This is a genomic window from Propionivibrio sp. (assembly GCF_029255185.1).
Taxonomy (GTDB): domain Bacteria; phylum Pseudomonadota; class Gammaproteobacteria; order Burkholderiales; family Rhodocyclaceae; genus Propionivibrio.
In genome coordinates this window covers 1-3,348 of the sequence record NZ_JAPUVO010000067.1, presented here as the reverse complement: position 1 = coordinate 3,348, position 3,348 = coordinate 1, and the positions used below count along the sequence as shown (strand labels likewise).

The window sequence follows — 3,348 nt, the reverse complement described above, 5'->3', positions numbered from 1 at the left end:
CGATCCGCAAACAACTGAAAAACTACGAACGCATGAAGCTTCTCATCGACCGATGGATCGAGCTGGGAACAGAACTATCCAATCTCCGACTCGCCAAAGAAACGATCTGAAGGGGGAGAACTTGTCACTCTCCAGTAAAGACGCTTTTACGCTATTTTGGCTCGAAAGGAGCAACGGTTGTCGAAATTGATTCTGGATTTGTCATAAACAAAAAACTAAGCGATTTCCTGAGTAAGCGGGTGCAAGATGGGAAGACGTTCTTAGGTGGAAAGGTAACTCCCGGGGTAACTTCCGGCGCAGGACTATATTCAAAATTTATAATTACCTTTAAGCTATGAAAATGCTAATGGATGACGAGAATTTTTATAAAGATCGTATTCTTTGGAAAGCTGCTCAAAACAATTTGTTTGCGCAAGCCTGCTCGAAATTTGATACGGTTGAAAATGATCGGCAAGCCTATGTTCTTGGAAAGGCTGCTTTGCAAGGAAAGCCAGTTTTGCTTTTTTGGTCGAGCGATAATTTGTGGACATTGCTAAGCTCTAAAGAGGTTGTCAGTCAAATTGACTCGTCAATCAATGCGGTTCTTTTAGATAGCATCAACAAGAACATGAAACTGCAAGAAGTCAAAAGTGCGGAACGCCAAGCGACTAAATTGCAATCGGAAATTCTCTTGATAGGCGACGCAGAAATCAAAATTTGGGCACCTCATGGCGCAGAGATTTTTGCGTTGATGGGCATATTGAGGATGTTTCCACTAGGAAAACGCCATAATCCCAATGGCATTACCTTAAACTGAATATCAACCATTAGCTGCATGAAAATTTCGGAATTCTGGCCGAAAGTCTGATCCGCCCCATCAAACTACCGCTTGCGGCTTGATAATGGTCGTTGCCTGACTACGACCGAAGTGCAGAGTGCACCAAATCGTATATATCAACGCGGCGGTGTTTCGACACCGCGTGGACGCTTGTAGCGGTTATACGCCCACAAATATTGTTCCGGGCACTGCCTGATCAACTGCTCGATCTCGTGGTTGATCTGCTGAGCGCGGTGCTCGATACTGCCGCTCAAGGACTGCGACGGCAGTTGCAGGTGGAAATGGTAGCCGGCCCCGCCGGGAAGGCGCTCGGCCCAGACCATGATTACGGCGGCGCCGCTCTCGGTCAGCCGTGCCGCTAACGTCATGGTGTAGGCAGGCTTGCCAAAAAAATCGAGCCAGCGACCCTCGCCAACCCGGGGTGCCTGATCGGGCAGCATGCCCACCGCTTCACCGCGCTTGAGCGCCTTGAGCAGGGCCCGAACACCGGACAAATCAGCCGCCGCAATGCGCAACTGCGCTCGCGCCCGCCCCGCCTCGATCATTGTTTGTAGCCAGGCCTGCTTGGGCGGACGGTAAAGTACGGTAATCGGCGCATGGGTAGACAGGTATTGGGCGGTCACCTCGAAACACCCCAGATGCGGCGTCAGATAGACAATTCCTTTGCCTTCTCGCGTTGCCGCCTCGACCAGTTCCCAGCCGCTGATTTTGACCACGCGATCGGCGGCCTCCTGCAAGGGACGCAGCCATATGCTGGCCAGTTCAAGTGCTGAGCGACCGGCATTGGCAATGGCGGCGGAACGTAGCCGGCGCGTGTCCGGCGCGCCGAGCGCCAGCGTCATGTTCTCGTGCAGGTGGCGACGATAGGTCGGGGAAAGCAGCCAGGCCAGCCAGCCGAGCGCGAAGCCTAGCCCATGTAACCAGACCAGTGGCAGATAACTGAGGCAGCGAAAAATAAAGATCACGCAATAACCCTGCTGGCAACGGGTTTGACCCGCAGCACACTAAAAACTACAATTATCTCCTCCGCCGAGTTAATCAGGACAACTTGCAGGGCGGTGGAAGTCAAAAAGAATTCCAAAATACTGCTAAAGCGTCGTCTGCTCAAACCCCGGAGCCGGCCACGCCGCCACAACGGGGTTTTTTACTGGAGCAGTATAACATGTCAAACGAATATCTCTTTTCCTCGGAATCCGTTTCCGAAGGCCATCCGGACAAGGTCGCCGACCAGATTTCGGATTCCATTCTCGACGCCATTCTGGCCGAAGATCCGACGGGCCGGGTCGCCTGTGAAACGCTGGTATCCACTGGCTTGGTTGTCATCTCCGGTGAAATCACAACCAAAGCGCACATCAACTACCGCGAAATCGCACAGGAAACGGTTCGCCGCATCGGCTACAACGATTCCGACATCGGTTTCGACTACAAAAGCTGCGCCATTTTAACGGCAATCAATCGCCAGTCGCCGGATATCGCACAGGGCGTCAACGAAGGCCAGGGGCTCGACCTTGACCAGGGCGCCGGCGATCAGGGGCTGATGTTCGGCTACGCCTGCAATGAAACCCCTTCGCTAATGCCGCTGCCGATCTACTATGCGCACCGTCTCATGCAGCGCCAGGCCGAGGTGCGCAAGGATGGCCGCCTGCCGTGGCTTCGCCCGGACGCCAAGAGCCAGCTCACCGTCAAGTATGTCGATGGCCGGCCGCTGGCAATCGATACCGTCGTCATTTCGACCCAGCACGATCCGGACGTTTCCCACGCCCAGATCTCAGAAGCCGTGATTGAAGAAATCATCAAGCCGGTATTGCCGAAGGAACTGCTCTCCGACAAAACCCGCTATCTGGTGAACCCGACCGGTCGCTTTGTCGTCGGCGGCCCGCACGGCGACTGCGGCTTGACCGGTCGCAAGATCATCGTTGATAGCTACGGCGGCACCGCACGTCACGGCGGCGGCGCCTTCTCCGGCAAGGATCCGTCCAAGGTTGACCGCTCGGCCGCCTATGCCGCCCGCTACGTCGCGAAGAACATCGTCGCTGCCGGCCTCGCCGACCGCTGTGAAGTTCAGATCGCCTACGCCATCGGTGTGGCCAAACCCGTTTCACTGATGGTCGAAACGTTTGGCACGGGCAAAATCAGCGAAGAGAAAATCGCAGATCTAATCGTCAAGCATTTCGACCTGCGGCCGAAGGGCATCATCCAGACGCTCAACCTGCTCCGCCCGATCTACGCCAAAACCGCCGCTTACGGTCATTTCGGCCGAGAAGAACCCGAATTTACTTGGGAAAACACCGATAAAGCATCGGCGCTACGCGCCGATGCCGGGCTGTAAGCCAGGCCAGAAAAATCATAAAAAGGGCCGCAACGCCCTTTTTATTTCTGGCGATGCCATTGGTAGTAAGATTATTTCCCTTTAATGCCAGAATCCCATTCAGTCCAGGGCAATTGCATCAAATTCCCTTTAACCCGAGGAGACTGGCGCGATAAGCATCGGAAGAAGCGGCGAGAATGCGACGAGTATAGATACCCCCTTT

Annotated in this window: 3 protein-coding genes; 2 read left to right on the top strand and 1 reads right to left on the bottom strand. The window is 54.4% G+C overall.

What is annotated here, in order from left to right; translation table 11 throughout:
* The first annotated feature begins 346 nt into the window (after positions 1-346).
* Positions 347-796, top strand: a complete 450-nt coding sequence (locus Q1J43_RS03235) for a hypothetical protein (RefSeq protein WP_301100909.1) — start codon at positions 347-349, stop codon at positions 794-796.
* A gap of 137 nt (positions 797-933) precedes the next feature.
* Here the strand turns inward: Q1J43_RS03235 and Q1J43_RS03230 are convergent, their stop codons facing one another.
* Positions 934-1,782 carry a lysophospholipid acyltransferase family protein gene (locus tag Q1J43_RS03230; RefSeq protein ID WP_301100908.1) on the bottom strand — a complete coding sequence of 283 codons (849 nt, stop codon included), beginning with the start codon at positions 1,780-1,782 and terminating at the stop codon, positions 934-936.
* Positions 1,783-1,979: 197 nt separating this feature from the next.
* Between Q1J43_RS03230 and metK the strand changes: the two genes are divergently transcribed.
* Entirely contained in the window at positions 1,980-3,146 is a 1,167-nt protein-coding gene (gene metK / locus Q1J43_RS03225) for a methionine adenosyltransferase (protein ID WP_301100907.1), read from the top strand.
* Positions 3,147-3,348 lie beyond the last annotated feature (202 nt).

Excerpts from the sequence above, each read along its gene's own strand:
- Q1J43_RS03235 (WP_301100909.1), top strand. The coding sequence starts at position 347 with ATGGATGACGAGAATTTTTATAAAGATCGTATTCTTTGGAAAGCTGCT.
- metK (WP_301100907.1), top strand. The coding sequence starts at position 1,980 with ATGTCAAACGAATATCTCTTTTCCTCGGAATCCGTTTCCGAAGGCCAT.